This window comes from Erythrobacter sp. S227, from assembly GCF_057364925.1.
The window spans coordinates 555,187-571,242 of sequence record NZ_CP200280.1; the positions used below are offsets into that span (position 1 = coordinate 555,187).

Here is a 16,056-nt window from a genome sequence, read left to right on the forward strand (position 1 = left end):
CCACATGATCGCTGAACTCGGACACGCTGCCCTGTGGCTCGCCACCGCGCTTGCGGTTTTGCAAATGGTGGGCGGAGCGCTTGGTCTACGCACCGGGAATGAGGCGATTGTTGCCTTGGCGCGGCCCGCAGCGGTGGTGCAGGCGTTTCTGGCAACGCTTTCGTTCTTCCTGCTGCTTTACGCTTTTGCGATTACCGATTTGTCGATCAAGCTGGTCGCGACCAATTCCCACTCGATGAAGCCGTTCATCTACAAGCTTACAGGCACCTGGGGGAACCACGAAGGCTCAATGCTTTTGTGGGTCGCGGTTCTGGCGCTTTCCGGCGGCCTACTCGCAGGGCTTGAGCGGCGTCTGCCAGAAAAGACCATGTCTGCTACCTTAAGCGTTCAAGGGTTTGTTGCGCTTGGCTTTTATACCTTCCTTCTGATCTCCTCGAATCCGTTTGAGCGTCTGCCAGTGCCAGCGCCCGAAGGGTCCGGCCTCAACCCGCTATTGCAGGATATCGGTCTCGCGATTCACCCGCCCACGCTTTACATTGGCTATGTCGGGCTGTCGGTTGCGTTCAGTCTTTGCATGGGCGCGCTTATTACAAAGCAGGTCACGCCCGATTTTGCCAAGGTCATGCGGCCTTGGGTTCTGGGGGCTTGGGTGTTCCTCACATTCGGCATCACCGCTGGCTCCTACTGGGCATATTACGAGCTTGGCTGGGGTGGCTGGTGGTTCTGGGATCCGGTCGAGAATGCCTCGCTAATGCCATGGCTCGCAGCGACCGCTCTGCTCCACTCGGTAAGCGTCCTCGCGGCGAGAGACGCCCTTCGGACCTGGACGATCATGCTGGGCGTGCTCGCGTTCTCCATGTCGATGCTGGGCACATTCCTTGTCCGCTCAGGCGTCATCACCAGCGTCCATGCGTTTGCCGTCGATCCGGAGCGGGGGAGCTTTATCCTCGCGCTCTTGGGCCTCTACATTGGGGGCGCTCTTATCATCTTTGCCATGCGGGCAGGGCACATCGCCGAAGGCAAGCGCTTTACCGCGACCAGCCGCGAGGGTGCTCTTGTCTTCAACAATGTGATGCTTTCCGCGATCCTTGCGATCGTTTTGCTGGGTACGCTCTACCCGGTCTTTACCGAGGCGTTCGATGTACGCGTTTCTGTTGGGCCGCCGTACTTCAACCCCGCCGGTGCAATCTTTGCGATCCCCATGTTCGTGGTGATGGCGGTAGGCCCATTGCTGCGCTGGAAGGATGACAAGCCTGCGCGCATCCAGTTCGAGATGATGCTTCTTGCCGCTATCGCGATTGCCATCATTGCAGCTGTCGCATTTTTTGGCAGCTATGACATTCTCCCGCTTCTGGGTCTCGCCTTTGCAGGGGCGTTGGGCGTTGGGGCGCTGCTGCCTCTTCGCGGGCGCAAACTTTCGCGTGTACCGACGGCGACATGGGGTATGGTGATGGCGCATTTCGGCGTCGCTGTCTCACTTTTTGGCATGGCCAGCGAAAGCGCGTTCACAGCCGAAAAGCTCGCAGCAGTTTCTGCAGGCGGGCAAGAGGAAGTGGCAGGCTGGACCATAGAATTGGAGAGCGTTGACCCAATCGCAGGACCCAACTGGACCGCGGTGGAAGCGCGCGTGATTGCGACACGCGGCGATGGCGAGGGCGTGCTCCTCACCCCGCAGGCGCGCAATTTCTGGGCGCCATCACAAGCGACCAGCGAAAGCGCACTCCTCACCACTTGGGACGGCCAGCTTTATGCGGTGATCGGCGACCAGGCAGGGGTTGATGCAAATGGCAATCCGCGTTGGCAGCTGCGCATCTGGTGGAAGCCGTTTGTGACTTTCATCTGGTATGGCGGCCTTCTCATTGCGTTTGGCGGTATCTTGTCGATCATAGGACGCTTGCGGGTTGATCTCAAACGTCGCAGCGCAGTCAAACGTGGCAAAGAGCGCCGCGAGGATGCAGACGCTATCACTGGTGACGTAGCTCCGGAGCCTGCGGAATAATGCGTCCTCTTTACCTTATCCCGCTTGCGCTGTTCCTGTTCTTTGCAGGGGTGGCCGGTTACCAACTGACCCAGCCCAAGCAGACCGCGATCCCGTCGCAAATGGTCGAAGAGGCGCTGCCTGACTTTGAACTGCCTCCTGCGCTCGACGGCATGCCCGGCGCGTCGCGTGCAGACTTTCTCGGGGGGAAGCCCAAATTGCTCAACATCTGGGCCAGCTGGTGCGTGCCTTGCATTGCCGAAGCGCCGCACCTTGAACGCTTGAAAGAAGAGGGCGTCGAAATCATCGGTATCGCCGTTCGCGACCGCCCAGAGGCCGTGTCCGGTTTCCTCAGCCGCTATGGTAATCCCTACACCCGCATTGGCGCCGATGACATTTCCGAGCTCATGCTGGCTATTGGCGCATCGGGTGTGCCGGAAACCTACGTAATCGATGCCGAGGGCAATATCCGATACCAACACATTGGCGATATTCGGGAAAACCATGTCGACCTGCTGCTTGAGAAGCTTGAGGAAGTCGGATGATGCGTTTGCTAGTTGTTCTTCTCGCGCTCATCGCTGCGCCGCTTGCCGCACAAAGCGCCATGCCGCCAGCGCCTTACGCCTACACCCAGCTGGACGACCCCGCTCTCGAGGCCGAGGCTACCGCTCTGATGTACACTTTGCGCTGCCTTAAATGCCAGTCGCAGAGCATTGCCGATAGTGACGCGCCAATGGCTGGCGATATGCGCCACCAGGTCCGTTCGCGGCTCCTTGCCGGTGAAAGCCCAGAGGAAGTGCGCGAATGGCTGGTACAACGCTATGGTGATTATGTGAGTTATGAGCCGACCGTGAGCTCCACCACATGGCCGCTGTTCGCCATTCCGCTGTTGCTGCTGGCGATTGTTGGCTTTGTGCTCCTGCGCCGCTTGGGCAAACGCGGCTCGGATCGGGATGAGCCCGCATGATTGGTCAATGGCTTGCCATCCTCGCCCTCACTCTGGTGAGTTTTGCGCTCGCTGCCTTTTATCTGCGCATGCCAAAACAGGGCTTTGCAGTGTTTGGTGCGGCTCTTCTGCTTGGCCTTGTGGGGTACACATGGGCAGGATCGCCCGGCCAAAGCGGCAGTCCCAAACAACCTGAGACACAGGTTGAGGCGCAGTCAGGCGAAGCAATGGTCGAAGCGCGCCTTGCACTTTTTGATCCAACCCGCGCCAAGCCCGACTATCTTACCCTCTCCGATGGATATGCCCGCCGCGGCAAATTCGACGAGGCCGCCGGACTTCTTCGAAAAGGGCTTCGCGAGAACCCTCAGCACCTTGAAGGCTGGCTTGCGCTTGGCATGGCCCTTACCGGGCATGCCGATGGGTTTGTGACACCTGCTGCGAATTATGCCTATGGAAAGGCTCGTGAAATTGACCCCACGAACCCTGGTCCGGACTTCTTCATGGGCACGTCATTGGTTCAAACCGGGCAGATTGTTGCGGGACGCGAGGTGTGGGCCCGCCTGCTTGAAAACTCACCCGATGATGCGCCTTGGAAGGCCGAGATTGAATCGCGTGTTGAGCGGCTCGATCAGATGATCGCCAATGCGCCCATGCTGCAGTAGGTGCTTCAACAGGGGGCTTGTCCCTAGGCCAGTGTTGCAGGGGCGAACCCTCGGTGGTAGAGCGCGCGGCCTTGGACGCGGGCAAGGCTCACTTGAGTCTCTTCGTTCGGGCAACGACACGGGATAATCGCACACAATGAGCGAAACCTCAGCAACACCAGACGGCTCTTCGCTGGATACCCATTCCAGCGGCCATGCGCATAATGGTTCCAAGGCCGCTTTGGCGGTTGGCGCGATCGGCATCGTTTTTGGCGATATCGGCACCAGCCCGCTGTATGCTTTCCGTGAGACCTTTGCCGGAACCGCCAATGTTGCGATTGACCGTATGCATGTGCTTGGCGTCGTCAGCCTCATTTTCTGGTCGATGCTGCTTGTGGTGGCGATCCAATATGTGACGATCCTCATGCGCGCCGATAACAAGGGCCAGGGCGGCAGCCTCGCTCTGGTGGCGCTGTTGCAACGGCACATGGGCAAATCGTCCTATGGCTGGCTTGTGATCCTTCTGGGCGTGTTTGCGACCTCGCTGTTTTATGGCGATTCCATGATTACGCCGGCGATTTCCGTTCTGTCGGCGGTCGAAGGGCTCACCGTGGTGGATGCAGGATTGCAGCAATATGTGATCCCCATTGCACTCGGTCTCCTTGTATTCCTCTTCATGCTTCAGGCGAGGGGGACGGCCAAAGTCGGCGCTCTGTTTGCGCCGGTCATGATCGTCTGGTTCGCCGTGCTCGCAGGGCTGGGTGGATGGCAGATCATCCAGAACCCGGACATTTTGTGGGCGCTGAACCCCTATTACGCCGTCATGTTCTTTGTCACCGACGGGTTCGTGGCCTTCCTTGCTTTGGGCGCTGTCGTCCTCGCGGTGACGGGCTCTGAGGCGCTCTATTCGGACATGGGCCACTTTGGCCGCGGACCGATGCGCCTGTCGTGGTTCGGCTTTGTCATGCCGTGTCTCCTTCTCAATTACTTTGGCCAAGGGGCCATGATTGCGGGGCTTCCGGCTGAAGAAGCCGCCGTGGTGGTGCAGAACCCCTTCTTCCTCCTCGCGAGCGAAGAATGGCGCTTGCCGCTCGTATTCCTCGCCACGGTCGCGACCTTTATCGCCAGCCAGGCGGTTATCTCCGGCGCGTTCTCCATCACACATCAGGCGGTGCAAATGGGCTTTATGCCGCGCCTTTCGATCCTCCACACGTCAGAGACCGAGGGCGGTCAGATTTACATTCCCATCGTCAACTGGGCGCTGATGGTGGCAGTGATTGTGCTTGTTCTGACCTTCCAGAGTTCCTCCAGTTTGGCGAGCGCCTACGGCATTGCGGTGACAGGCGCGGTAACGATCGACACGCTTCTGATGGGCCTCTTGTTCGTCAGCGTGTGGAAGTGGAAGTGGTGGTACGCAGCGCCCGTTGTGCTTCTCTTCCTGATCGTTGACGGAGCGTACTTTGCAGCGAACCTTACCAAGGTGCCGGACGGTGGCTGGTTCCCTCTGGCCGTTGGTTTTGTGGCGTTCACCCTTCTCACCACGTGGGCGCGCGGTCGCAAGTTGATGCGTGCGCGGATGAGCGAGGGGAGCCTACCGATGGAAATTTTCGCGAAATCTGCCAAGAACTCCGCCCTGCGTGTCCCCGGCACCGCGATCTTTATGGCGAGCAGCCAGGCGGGCGTTCCATCCGCGCTGCTCCACAATATCAAGCACAACAAAATCCTGCACGAACGCGTCGTGATCCTGACCGTCGACATTCAGGACGAGCCTTACGTCGATCCTGACAAACGGTGCGAGTACACCGACATGGGCGATGGCTTCTACCGCGCGGTGCTGCGCTATGGCTTTATGGAAGACACCAATGTGCCCGAGGGCCTTAAGGGCATGGGCGTCTATTGCGGCGGGCATTTCGACATGATGCACACCAGCTTCTTCCTCTCGCGCCAGACTTTGCTGGCCAGCGACAAGCCGGGCATGCCGATCTGGCGAGAGAAGATATTTGCCTGGATGCTGAGGAATTCGGCAAGCGCGATGGACTTCTTCAAACTGCCCACTAACCGCGTGGTGGAATTGGGCAGTCAGGTCGAGATTTAGGCTGAGTCTTTTGGAAATTGGGCATTTTCGATGAAAGCAAAGAGCTGCTCGTAAAGGCCATCGATATCCTGAATCTTACCCTGCATATGAGCTTCGAAAGCGAGCAATTTTTCTTCGCCGCCCTTGGTGTCATCTGTCGCGGCTATTCCTTTGGTCTTATCTAAGACATCTTCGAGCTTCCTGATCATATCCCGCTTGTTAGCTTGGACCATTCGACGCAGTTCTCGGCGAACTTGATCGACGGGTAGCAAAGGAAATGGCACGTTACTCTCCATGGTGTATTGCAAGTGTAGTACACCAATTCATTTTTGAATGGAAGTCATTCCGAATGCCCACCAAAGTTGATTTCAAGCGCACCGTACGTGACCATGCCAAGCTTGAGGGTGAGGCGGTCATTTCTATTGGCACCACCACTTTCACCGGAGATGGCGACCGGTTGTTTCTGAATTTCAAAGATGTCGGAATTCTCTTCAGCCACGAGGATGCAGAGGACTTTCTCAAAGCGGCAATGGCGGCGTATTTGCGGCTTGGATATGGCAGTGATTCCGGCACTCCCCAGTAAGCTTGCACCGTGCCTATGAGACACCGGTGTCTCATAGGGCCCAACACGAAATCGGTTAACTCTATGAAAAAATAGCGCCTTGTAGGCAAAACGCTATGAGACACATTTGCGCCAGAGCGCGAAAACGGGATTCAGTTGTGAAAGAGCGGGCGGCAGTATCGCGGCTCTTTTCCAAGTAGGAAAGCGCTGCGAACCGGGGCTCACTCACTCGCCCGCGGCGCTGTCTTTCTCGTCCTCATCCTGCCCCACATCGAGCCCGTGTTTGAGCAACATGGGCAATTGCGTGAAGGTGAAGAGGAAGGTGAGCGGCAGGAACACCCAGAGCTTTGCCCAGAGCCAGCCTTCGAAATCGAGATAGGCGCGTAAACCTTCGTTGAGGCCTGCAAGCATCAGGAAAAACACGCCCCAATTGCGCGAGAGTTTGAGCCAGCCTTCTTCCGAAAGCCCTTCGAACGCAGCCTCGAGCAGGATTTTGAGGAGAGCCTTCCCTCTGAAATACCCGGCCAGCAACGCCACGCCGAAGAAGGCGTAGATGATGGTGGGTTTGAGTTGCACGAAGACCGGATCGCCGAAGAAGATCGTCAGCGCGCCGAACCCTACGATCAATACGGTGGAGAGCCACAACATCGGCGAGATTTTGCCAAGGCGAAACTTGGAAAAGAGAAGGGCGGCGACGGCGGCGACCATAAAGGCGCCTGTGCCATAGATGATGGCGAGGAGTTCGCCTGCCGCGTTCGGTTCAGCGGGCGCGTTGAAACGGTACACGCCAAGGAACACGAGCAGCGGGCCATAATCGACCGCTACATTTAGCCAGCCCGAGCCTTGCTTCTTTGTCTCGGTGGTCTCGTTCATCAGGCAACCCCTGCAATCACGCGCGCGACCAGATCGGGGTCGAACGGGCGCAGGTCTTCCATTTTTTCGCCAACGCCAATCGCATGGATGGGGAGGCCGTATTGCTCCGCCGCTGCGACCAGAACGCCGCCGCGCGCTGTGCCGTCGAGCTTGGTCATGATCAGGCCGGTGACGCCCGCCACTTCCTTGAACACGTCGATCTGGCTGAGAGCGTTCTGGCCATTGGTCGCGTCCAGCACGAGCACCACGTCATGCGGGGCCTCTTCGTTCAATTTGCCCAAGACGCGCCGGATTTTGGAGAGCTCTTCCATGAGCTCTTTCTTGTTCTGCAAGCGCCCTGCGGTGTCCACGACCAGTGCATCAATACCGGTGTCGGTTGCCTGCTTCACTGCGTCAAAGACGATAGACGCAGGGTCTCCGCCCTCTGGCCCGCGCACAAGGTCCACGCCAGCGCGCTCTGCCCAGGTGGCAAGCTGTCCAATCGCGGCGGCGCGGAAGGTGTCGCCGGCTGCTAGAAGCACTCCGTAATCATCTTCGGTAAAGAGGTGCGCGAGTTTGGCGATGGTGGTGGTTTTGCCCGAGCCATTCACCCCGATGACAAGGATGACTTGCGGGCGGGGGAATGCGGTAATCTCCAGCGGCTTTGCCACAGGGCGCAGAATTTCTGCAATTTCCTCTGCGACCGCCTCTTTCAATTCTTGTTGAGTGATCTCGAGGCCAAAGCTCTTGTCTGACAGCTTCTTGCGGATCCGCGCGGCTGCCGCCGGGCCAAGGTCCGACACGATTAGCGCATCTTCCAGATCATCCAGCGTCGCATCGTCAAGGCGCGTCGCAACACCCGTCAGATTGCTGCCGATACGCTCAGAGGTCTTGCGAAAGCCGCTAAAGAGCCGTTCGCTCCAGCTCTGCGTCATATGAGCATTCCTCCTTCAAGGGCGTGCGGGGTGAGGGGTATGATCTCGCCCGGATTGGCGTTTGGCGGGCATGTCACCCGCGCGTAATTGGGGGCATAGCCGGTGCCGTCTCTTTCGGCGAGGACTGGGAGAGTTTCGCCCACAAGCGTGTTCAGCCAAGCCGTACGGCGCGCCTTCACTGTCTCGCGCAGCTCAGCCGCGCGGGCCTTTACAATCGCGCGGTCCAATTGCGGCATACGGGCGGCGGGTGTGCCGGGGCGCGGTGAATAGGGGAAGATGTGGCCATGGACGATATCCAGCTCTTCGATGATCGAAAGGTTGGCTGCGTGGTGCTCATCGGTTTCAGTCGGGAAACCTGCAATAAGGTCCGCGCCAATGGCAATGTCTGGGCGCCGCGCCTTGAGCCGTGTGACCAGATCAACCGCATCACCGCGAAGATGACGGCGCTTCATGCGTTTGAGGATCAGATCGTGGCCATGCTGCATCGACAGGTGCAGGTGCGGCATCAGGCGCTCTTCGCTCGCGAAAAGCTCAAACAGCACGTCGTCAATCTCGATCCCGTCGAGCGATGACATCCGCAGGCGGTCAAGGGCGGGGAAGCGGGTGAGCACAGCCTCGACCAGCGCGCCCAAAGGCGGCGTATCGGTCAGGTCATGCCCCCAACTGGTCACATCAACGCCGGTCAGAACCACTTCCTTCGCACCAAGTTCAAGGTGGTGTTCCACCTCGCGCAGGACCTCGGTTATGGTCATCGATCGGCTTTTGCCTCGCCCTTGCGGGATGACGCAGAAGGTGCAGGCGTGGTCGCATCCGTTCTGGACCGCGATAAAGGCTCTGGTGCGCGTGGGCGGGGGAGGGGCCTCTGGCAGAGGCACATTCCACACGCGCGGGTCCAGCTTGCGCTCGTTAGCGATCAGGCCGTCAACCTCGGGCATGTCGGCCAATTGCTCGCGCTCGATATCTGCGGCGCATCCTGTCACCATAAGGCGCGCATCGGGACGCTCGCGGCGGGCCTTTCGGATCGCTTGGCGGGTCTGGCGCACAGCCTCGGATGTGACGGCGCACGAATTGATGACCACCACGTCGCCAGCATCGCCGAGCATGGCCTTCATGCGCTCACTCTCGGCAATGTTGAGGCGGCAGCCCAAGGAAATGACTTCGGGCGAGATGACTTCAGGCTTGCTCACGCAAAGTCCTCCCATTCAAACTCACCGCGAAAGCTCTCTGCCGCAGGGCCGGTCATACGAATACTCTCGCCCTCTCGCCACTCGATGATGAGATCGCCGCCGGGGAGGGTTACGGTGACCCTGTTGCCAACAAGACCGCGACGGATTGCTGCAACGGCCGTTGCGCACGCCCCCGTGCCGCAAGCGCGCGTCAGGCCCGCGCCGCGTTCCCAAACGTGGAGTTTCAGATGATCGGGGCCAGCAAGGCTCGCCACGTTGACGTTCACGCGGGCCGGGAAAAGCGCGTCGGTTTCGATCTCAGGCCCAATCGCGACCAAGTCCACCGCGTCCGCATTCTCGACAAAGAAGATCACATGCGGATTGCCGACATTCACCGCGGCGGGATGTTCGAGCTCGCCCCAGCCAACCGGCATGGCGGAAGTGTCCATCGCATAGTCCAGCGGAATTGCGTCCCAATCGAAGCGGGGAAGTCCCATATCGACCGTGGCGCCGCCCTTGGACGGTTCCAGCGCTAAAACACCGCCAGCGGTCTCAATCATTGCAGCTTCACCATGGAGGAGAGCCACAGCGCGGGTCGCATTGCCGCAGGCCTCAACTTCGCTGCCGTCGCAATTGAAGATGCGCATCCGAAAAGCATGGTCCTCGCTCGGCTCCAGAACGATAAGCTGATCACAGCCAATTCCGGTGTGCCGATCCGCAATCGCGCTCGCGATCTTGGAAGAAAGCGTTGGCAAAGGCGTCTCGCGCGCGTCAAGCACGACAAAATCGTTGCCAAGTCCGTGCATCTTGATGAAGGGCGTGCGCATAGTGAGAGCGCATCTATGCATCGCGGGGGCTAGCGTCCAGTCTTACCGGCGAATTCGCTCTCAAGCGCCCTTAAGCGCGCTTCCTAAGCACTGCGCGACTTTGTTGCCTCAATGTCCTGAGTGATGGGTGTGGACGATGGCTTGCGCGCCTCTAGATCGCCTTCACTTGGCCGGGCAAGCTTGCCTGCCCGCGCCAACCGCTTGCGAACCTGTTCGGCGCTTTCAGGCCGGCCATAAAGGAAACCCTGGCCTTTCAATTTGCCCATCTGTTTGAGCTGGCCGAGGATCACCTCGTCCTCAATCCCTTCAACAGTCATCGGCAGATCCAAGCCGCGGCCAAGCGACACAATCGCATCCACAATCGGCGATCTTGCACTCGGTGTTGAAAGCTCACCCACAAACGAACGGTCAATTTTCAGCCGGTCAAAGGGAAGAGTGCGCAATTGTTCGAGCGAGGAATAGCCTGTCCCGAAATCATCGAGGCTGATCTGAACCCCTTGATTGCGCAGTGAACGGATCATGCCGCGCACCATGTCGACATTGTCGTGCAGACAGCTCTCGGTAATTTCCACCTCAAGGCGCCGTGGCGGGAAATTGTGTTGCACCAGCATTTTCAAAAGCTTTTGCGCAAACCACGGGTCGCGCATTTGCACCGGAGAAATGTTGATCGACAAGGTGATGCTATCGTGCCACTCGCCTGCGTCCTTCAAGGCGCGGGCAATCAGCTGGTCCGAAAGTTCGGTGATCACACCAATTTCTTCGGCAACCGGGATAAATACCTCCGGGCTGATCACGCCAAGCTCGGGAGAAATCCAGCGAGCGAGCATTTCAAAGCCCATAAGCTCGCCGCTTTCGAGGTCGACCTGCTGTTCGTAATAGGGGACAAACTCGCTCGACTTCAGGCCGCTGCGGATGCCCATTTCCAATTCGTTGCGGAAACGCAGTTCGCTTTCCATGCTTGGCTCAAACCAGAAATAGCGGTTCTTGCCCTCTTTTTTGGCTTGATACATCGCGATGTCTGCGCGGTGCATCAAGGCCTCTGGCGTGCGCTGGGTCGGGTCCAGACCAGCGGGATCATAGTCGCTTGCAAGCCCCATTGAGAGGGTCGCATCGATGGTCACCTGGTCAAGGGCGAACGGGGTGGCCATGGCTTCGAAAAGGCGGATGACCAGATCATCCACGCGTTCTGGATGCACCGGGTCATAAGACCACACAAAAGCAAACTCATCGCCGCCAATGCGCGCAAGACAGGCGTCTTTCGGAAGCGCTGCCGACATGCGCCCGGCAAGCTCGATCAAAGCGGTATCGCCCGATGAGTGACCGTTCATATCGTTGATTTGCTTAAAGTTATCGAGGTCAATCAGACCGAAGACGATAGCCATGCCTTTGGCATCGGTGTCTGCCTGTAATTCCCTCGTTACCCGGGTAATGCTGCGCCTGTTCAAACAACCGGTCAAAGGGTCCGTTTCGGCCAATTCACGCGCCCGTTCTTCTGCATTGCGACGCTCGTTGATTTCGATCTTTAGCTCGCGATACCGACGCCAGCCAAAGATCACGAGGACCACATTGAGCAACAGGGCATTGACGAGAAGCGCATCAGGTCCAGCGCCAACGCCGCGAAGAGAATTCACTGCAGCAGGCAGGACCGCCCCGCCGGTTCCGACGAACAGGATGATCGCCGCTGTTGCGATCCCAAGCGCGACCAAGTCACGATCGGCGCTTCCTTTGAGCTTTTCTGGTTTGTCGCGATTGATCATTATCGACGTGTCGAAATTCGACCTTTTCCTAACGTGAGGCGAGGGTAATTATCAGAAACGTCTTAAAGATTGAGTTAACTTGAAAACGAGCCACGAGGTAGGGCGCTGCTTGAGGTGAGCGGTTGCACTTGAGGGTGGCCCGCAGAACCAAGCTGCGCTAGTTTTTGGCATTGCAGTCGAATGCCCGAATTGGAGAATACGCCGATGCCGCAATACTGGCTGATAAAGTCCGAGCCGTTCAAATATGGCTGGGATGATCTGGTGGCTGAAAAAGAGGGCGTTTGGGACGGGGTGCGCAACCACTCTGCCAAGCTGAACCTGAGGGCGATGGAGGTGGGCGACCAGTGTTTCTTCTATCACTCGCGCGAGGGATTGGAGATTGTCGGCATTTGCGAGGTGAGCGTTGCGGGCATACTCGATCCAACAGATGAAACCGGCAAATGGGCAGCGGTCAAAGTCAAACCTTTGCGCCAGTTCGACAATCCTGTGAGCCTTAAACAGATCAAGGCAGAGCCAAAGCTAGCCCAGTGCGAACTGGTGCGATTGTCACGGCTTTCGGTAGCCAAGATTACGCCCGATGAGTGGCAAATCATCTGCGATATGGCGGAAGATTAAGCTTTTGATCTGAGCCCGCTTACCGTTGCACCGCTTGCGGCGAGTTGCTCCACGTCGATTTTCATATGGATGAGGCGCAGTCCTTTGCGATCCTTTGCTTCTTTGAGAGCTTGCACAAACTCCTGCGTCGTGGTCGCAGTCGCGCTCCATCCGCCGAAACTGGCGCCCAGCATGGCGAAATCGGGATTGGAAAGGCCTGTGCCTGAAACACGGCCCGGGTATTCACGCTCCTGGTGCATACGGATCGTACCATAAGCGCCGTTGTCGACCACCAGAACGAGCAAGTTTGCGCCATATTGGGCGGCTGTAGCAAGCTCTTGCCCGTTCATCAGAAAGTCGCCGTCGCCTGCTACGGCAACAACTGTGCGGTCGGAGTGGCGCAGGGCGGCAGCGACGCTTGCAGGAACGCCATATCCCATCGCGCCAGCGGTCGGTGCCAATTGGCTGGGGTATCCGGCATAGCGCCAATAGCGGTGCCACCATCCGGCAAAATTGCCCGCTCCATTGCAGATAATGCTGTCATCGGGCAGCGCCTCGCGCATGGCGGCAACACAGGCGGCCATATCGAGAGCCGGAGGTGTTTCGGTTGGTGAATGGGTTGCCCATGCTTGCCACTCGGCATTCGCCTGTGCCCCTGCATCAAACGGGATGATGGAGGCATCTTCCCAAAGGCTGGCAGCCTCTGCGAATTCATCGACAGACGCCGCAATTCCAAGATCGGTGCGGTATACACGGCCCAGCTCGTCAGGGTCCGGATGCACATGGATGAGCAATTGATCGGGATGTTCCAGGGTGATGACTTCGTACCCGTCAGTGGTCGCCTCGCCCAGCCTTGCGCCAACCGTCAGCACAAGATCGGCGTTCTTCACCCGCTCGATCAGTTTCGGGTTGGGGCCATAGCCAAGATTGCCTGCATAAACGGGAGAGGTCGGGTCAATCGCATCCTGCCTGCGGAATGCGGTGGCAACGGGAAGGCCGATGCGCTCTGCAAACTGCTGAAACCCTAGCCGTGCTTTGGTGTTCCATCCGGCACCGCCAATAATCGCAATCGGGCTGGCAGCGTCTGCGATCATGGCAAACATCGCCTGCATTGCGTCAGGGCAAACGGCCTGCGCAGGGCGGGTGATGGCAGGGCGGGGAGCGATATCTGCTGACACAGGATCGCACAGCATATCCTCCGGCAAGGCGAGGACGACGGGACCGGGACGCCCGCTTACGGCAACCGAATAGGCGCGGGCAACGTATTCGGGCACGCGTGCCGGATCATCAATGCGCGCCGCCCATTTGGCAATTGGCCCGAAAAAGGCTTCGAAATTGACCTCCTGAAACCCTTCGCGGTCGCGCATGGGGCGGGCGACATCGCCCACGAAGAGGATCATCGGCTGCGAATCCTGCATCGCGACATGCACACCGATTGAGGCATTGGTTGCACCGGGACCACGCGTGACAAAGGCGATGCCGGGGCGCAAACTATCGCCTGCCGCGCTCATCGCGCCATCAGCGCAGGCCATGAACGCCGCGCCGCCTTCCTGACGGCAGATCACGGTTTCAATGTCGCTTTGCCCATGAAGCGCATCGAGCACTGCAAGAAAGCTTTCGCCCGGCACAGTAAAGATCCGGTCGGTCCCTTGCGCTTCAAGGCATTCGACCAAAAGCTCTGCTGCGGATTTCGTCAATTGCGTCACGTTGTTACCTCTCGCCTTGCCGCTGGATTAGCGGGGGCAGGGGGCAAGAGCAAACGTTGTGAACCGGTTTTGCGCCGGGCCTCGGCAATTGTGGGAATTAACCACAACAGCGGCTGACTGTCCCGCTTCTGGCCAACCGGAAATGAGCGCTCGCTCAAAGGTTAAGAAAGTCTTAATGCTTGGCGCATGACTATTGCATCATTGACCGCCGACGGTTTCCTCAATGCATCCCCCGCTCCAGAGATCGAGAGCAGGCGTCTTGCCGGTCGCAAACGCCGCGCTTTGGTGCTGACCGATGAAACTGCACGTCACCCGTTTCGGGCCGGTTTGCCCCGGCACGTGACCGAGGTTGCCGATTGGGTCGATGCGCATGCCGAAACCGCTGCGCAAAGCCTGTGGCGTTTGACGAGGGATGATGTGCGCGGGTTTGCGAGCGTCTATTTCGCGACCTTTGCAGCTGTGCTGGTGTTTATTCTTTAAGCCGGATCAGCCTGCATCAATGAGGCCGCCGGCCTCTTTCTCCGCATTATACAACTTCCACCCGAGCCAGGCGGACACGACCGTCATGGCCGCTGCGACCAGCAATTGGTCAACCACCGGAAGCCCGATGCTGGTCAAACCAATCGCGAGCGCTGATCCCAGCACCATGCTGATGCAATTGACGATGTTGTTCACCGCAATCGTGCGGCTGGCTGCATCCTTGGCACAGCGCGTGGTGAGGAAAGCGTAAAGCGGCACGACAAACATGCCTCCCGCTGTCGAGACGCCAAGCAACATGGCCGACAAAGGCACCGCAAGCGGTTCGAGAATCCAGTCCTCAATCGGCAGCAATGCCCCGGCGGCATTGGGCGTCCACGCCTTTGCAACGATGTAAAAGCCGATCAGAAAAACGCCCATGATGACAACGGAAATGGGCGAATAACGGGCCGATACGACGCCTTTTAAAAGCGCATTGATGCTGACCGAGCCGATAGCGATGCCTAGCGAAAAGATCACCAGAAACAGGCTGGCGACTTCGGGTGTGGCAAGCAGCTGGTTCTTGGCCAAAGGCGGGAACTGGATGAACAGGACAGCGCCCATGGTCCAGAAAAAGCTGATCGCGATGATGGCAAGCCAGATCTGGCGGTTTTGCTTCACCTCTTTGATAAGGCGCCAGCTCATCACCGCCTGGTCAGCGATGGCAACAACCGGATAGCCAAGCCAGCGCTTCACCACGTTCTTGGTCCTGGCTGCATAAGGTTCAAGCAGCGGGAAGTGCATCTCGTAATTGCTTTGCGGCAGAGCCTGCGGGACAAAACGCGCAGAAACATAGCCAAGGATCGCGGTGATCATGATGATGATCATGGAGGTTTCGACCTCGACAAAGCCTGCCAGAATGGTGCCGCCAAGGATCGCGATATAGGTGCCTGCCTCGACCAATCCTGTGCCCGACAAAACCTCGTCGGGTTTTAGCTGTTGGGGAAGGATCGCGTATTTGATCGGGCCCAGAAACGCCGATTGGGTCGATGCGAGAAACAAGACCACAAGCAGCAAGGGGATAGCGACAGTGTGGACCGCAATGCCCTGCCAGACGAGGTACAGACCAATCACGCCAAGGCTTGCCCAACCGATCTCGCACAGTTTCACAATGCGAATGATCGCCGCCTTGTCGCGGGTGTCGGCAAGTTGCCCGGCGAGGGCGGAAAAAAGCACAAAAGGCAGGACGAATATGAGCGATCCCACGCCGCTAAACAGCGCTTCATCCTGCTCGGACGAATAGACCGAATAGACCACAAAAAGGGTCATCGCCGTTTTGTAGAGATTGTCGTTAAACGCGTTGAAAAACTGCGTCACCATAAGCGGCAGGAAGCGCTTCTGGCGCATAAGATGCGTCGATGTGGTCATGCGTTACGTTGCGTCCCGGAGGCTTCTTGCGCGGCCTCATGTAATGCAATCGCCCGCTTGCACAAGAGCGAGGGTTAGAAGGTGCCCCGACTTCATGCAGAGCAAAACTTGGCTATTTTGCTTATGGCAAATGG

16 protein-coding genes are annotated in these 16,056 nt (G+C 58.3%); 8 read left to right on the forward strand and 8 right to left on the reverse strand.

Annotated elements, in window-relative coordinates:
- Positions 1–4 precede the first annotated feature (4 nt).
- From AC0V6Q_RS02650 to AC0V6Q_RS02670, 5 genes are all read left to right on the forward strand, one after another.
- Positions 5–1,999: a heme lyase CcmF/NrfE family subunit gene (locus tag AC0V6Q_RS02650; RefSeq protein ID WP_486166879.1), complete on the forward strand. Its 1,995-nt coding sequence runs from the start codon at positions 5–7 to the stop codon at positions 1,997–1,999.
- The gene (locus AC0V6Q_RS02655; RefSeq protein ID WP_486166880.1) at positions 1,999–2,523 is read left to right on the forward strand and encodes a DsbE family thiol:disulfide interchange protein; all 525 of its coding nucleotides are present in this window, start codon (positions 1,999–2,001) and stop codon (positions 2,521–2,523) included. The genes AC0V6Q_RS02650 and AC0V6Q_RS02655 overlap by 1 nt, the downstream gene beginning before the upstream one ends.
- Positions 2,523–2,945: a cytochrome c-type biogenesis protein gene (locus AC0V6Q_RS02660; protein ID WP_486169233.1), complete on the forward strand. Its 423-nt coding sequence runs from the start codon at positions 2,523–2,525 to the stop codon at positions 2,943–2,945. The genes AC0V6Q_RS02655 and AC0V6Q_RS02660 overlap by 1 nt, the downstream gene beginning before the upstream one ends.
- Entirely contained in the window at positions 2,942–3,586 is a 645-nt protein-coding gene (locus tag AC0V6Q_RS02665; protein ID WP_486166881.1) for a tetratricopeptide repeat protein, read from the forward strand. Before AC0V6Q_RS02660 ends, AC0V6Q_RS02665 begins: the two co-directional genes overlap by 4 nt.
- Positions 3,587–3,722: 136 nt before the next feature.
- Positions 3,723–5,660, forward strand: a complete 1,938-nt coding sequence (locus AC0V6Q_RS02670; RefSeq protein WP_486166882.1) for a potassium transporter Kup — start codon at positions 3,723–3,725, stop codon at positions 5,658–5,660.
- Here AC0V6Q_RS02670 and AC0V6Q_RS02675 read toward each other — a convergent pair.
- Positions 5,657–5,923, reverse strand: a complete 267-nt coding sequence (locus AC0V6Q_RS02675; protein ID WP_486166883.1) for a hypothetical protein — start codon at positions 5,921–5,923, stop codon at positions 5,657–5,659. The genes AC0V6Q_RS02670 and AC0V6Q_RS02675 overlap by 4 nt on opposite strands.
- Positions 5,924–5,988: 65 nt before the next feature.
- On the opposite strand from AC0V6Q_RS02675, the gene AC0V6Q_RS02680 reads away from it, so the two are divergent.
- Entirely contained in the window at positions 5,989–6,222 is a 234-nt protein-coding gene (locus tag AC0V6Q_RS02680; RefSeq protein WP_486166884.1) for a hypothetical protein, read from the forward strand.
- Positions 6,223–6,426: 204 nt separating this feature from the next.
- Here the strand turns inward: AC0V6Q_RS02680 and AC0V6Q_RS02685 are convergent, their stop codons facing one another.
- From AC0V6Q_RS02685 to AC0V6Q_RS02705, 5 genes are all read right to left on the reverse strand, one after another.
- Complete coding sequence (locus tag AC0V6Q_RS02685) at positions 6,427–7,074, reverse strand: inner membrane-spanning protein YciB (RefSeq protein ID WP_486166885.1); 648 nt, start codon at positions 7,072–7,074, stop codon at positions 6,427–6,429.
- Positions 7,074–7,988 (reverse strand): signal recognition particle-docking protein FtsY, encoded by a 915-nt coding sequence (ftsY, locus tag AC0V6Q_RS02690; protein ID WP_486166886.1) that lies wholly within the window; start codon positions 7,986–7,988, stop codon positions 7,074–7,076. The genes AC0V6Q_RS02685 and ftsY overlap by 1 nt, the downstream gene beginning before the upstream one ends.
- Positions 7,985–9,175: a MiaB/RimO family radical SAM methylthiotransferase gene (locus AC0V6Q_RS02695; RefSeq protein ID WP_486166887.1), complete on the reverse strand. Its 1,191-nt coding sequence runs from the start codon at positions 9,173–9,175 to the stop codon at positions 7,985–7,987. Before AC0V6Q_RS02695 ends, ftsY begins: the two co-directional genes overlap by 4 nt.
- Positions 9,172–9,981, reverse strand: coding sequence for a diaminopimelate epimerase (dapF, locus tag AC0V6Q_RS02700; protein ID WP_486166888.1), 810 nt, complete (start codon positions 9,979–9,981; stop codon positions 9,172–9,174). The genes AC0V6Q_RS02695 and dapF overlap by 4 nt, the downstream gene beginning before the upstream one ends.
- A gap of 83 nt (positions 9,982–10,064) precedes the next feature.
- Positions 10,065–11,738, reverse strand: coding sequence for a putative bifunctional diguanylate cyclase/phosphodiesterase (locus AC0V6Q_RS02705; protein ID WP_486166889.1), 1,674 nt, complete (start codon positions 11,736–11,738; stop codon positions 10,065–10,067).
- A gap of 204 nt (positions 11,739–11,942) precedes the next feature.
- Between AC0V6Q_RS02705 and AC0V6Q_RS02710 the strand changes: the two genes are divergently transcribed.
- Positions 11,943–12,353 (forward strand): EVE domain-containing protein, encoded by a 411-nt coding sequence (locus AC0V6Q_RS02710; RefSeq protein ID WP_486169234.1) that lies wholly within the window; start codon positions 11,943–11,945, stop codon positions 12,351–12,353.
- Here the strand turns inward: AC0V6Q_RS02710 and AC0V6Q_RS02715 are convergent.
- Positions 12,350–14,038 carry a thiamine pyrophosphate-binding protein gene (locus AC0V6Q_RS02715; protein WP_486166890.1) on the reverse strand — a complete coding sequence of 563 codons (1,689 nt, stop codon included), beginning with the start codon at positions 14,036–14,038 and terminating at the stop codon, positions 12,350–12,352. The genes AC0V6Q_RS02710 and AC0V6Q_RS02715 overlap by 4 nt on opposite strands.
- A gap of 186 nt (positions 14,039–14,224) precedes the next feature.
- On the opposite strand from AC0V6Q_RS02715, the gene AC0V6Q_RS02720 reads away from it, so the two are divergent.
- Positions 14,225–14,518, forward strand: a complete 294-nt coding sequence (locus tag AC0V6Q_RS02720; RefSeq protein ID WP_486166891.1) for a hypothetical protein — start codon at positions 14,225–14,227, stop codon at positions 14,516–14,518.
- 6 nt (positions 14,519–14,524) lie between these two features.
- On the opposite strand, the gene AC0V6Q_RS02725 is transcribed toward AC0V6Q_RS02720, so the two are convergent.
- Positions 14,525–15,922: an MFS transporter gene (locus AC0V6Q_RS02725; protein ID WP_486166892.1), complete on the reverse strand. Its 1,398-nt coding sequence runs from the start codon at positions 15,920–15,922 to the stop codon at positions 14,525–14,527.
- Positions 15,923–16,056: the final 134 nt, after the last annotated feature.